Annotated in this window: 1 protein-coding gene; it reads right to left on the bottom strand. The window is 62.0% G+C overall.

Annotation, left to right across the window (positions count from 1 at the left end; genetic code table 11):
* Positions 1-278, bottom strand: a 278-nt coding sequence (locus tag QSJ19_RS26685; RefSeq protein WP_286324068.1) for a transposase, incomplete at its 3' end; no start/stop codon positions are given.
* Positions 279-303: the final 25 nt, after the last annotated feature.

Raw genomic sequence — 303 nt, 5'->3', positions numbered from 1 at the left:
CACGCAGCTTTCCACCGCAGATCGAACATGGCCGCATCAGCAGCTTCGCGATCAGACAAGCCGTACAGCGACTGCAACACAATCACTGTCGCCATCTGATCTGGCGGGATCGACGGCCGGCCCTGACCGCTGGGAAACAGTTCGGCGAACATCTCCGCCGGAAACAACCGTGCCCGATGTTCAGCCAAAAACGCGAACACCGACCCCTCGGCGAGCAGATGCCCCACCAACGATCCGACGTCGAGAAACTCGCCCTGCCGATCAGCCTCACCCTGCATGCCCACCAGGATCCCAGCCGACCAG

Source organism: Gordonia sp. ABSL11-1, assembly GCF_030315685.1.
In the GTDB taxonomy this organism is placed as follows: Bacteria; Actinomycetota; Actinomycetes; order Mycobacteriales; family Mycobacteriaceae; genus Gordonia.
The sequence above is the reverse complement of the archived record's forward strand: the minus strand, read 5'-3'. Positions and strand labels throughout refer to the sequence as shown.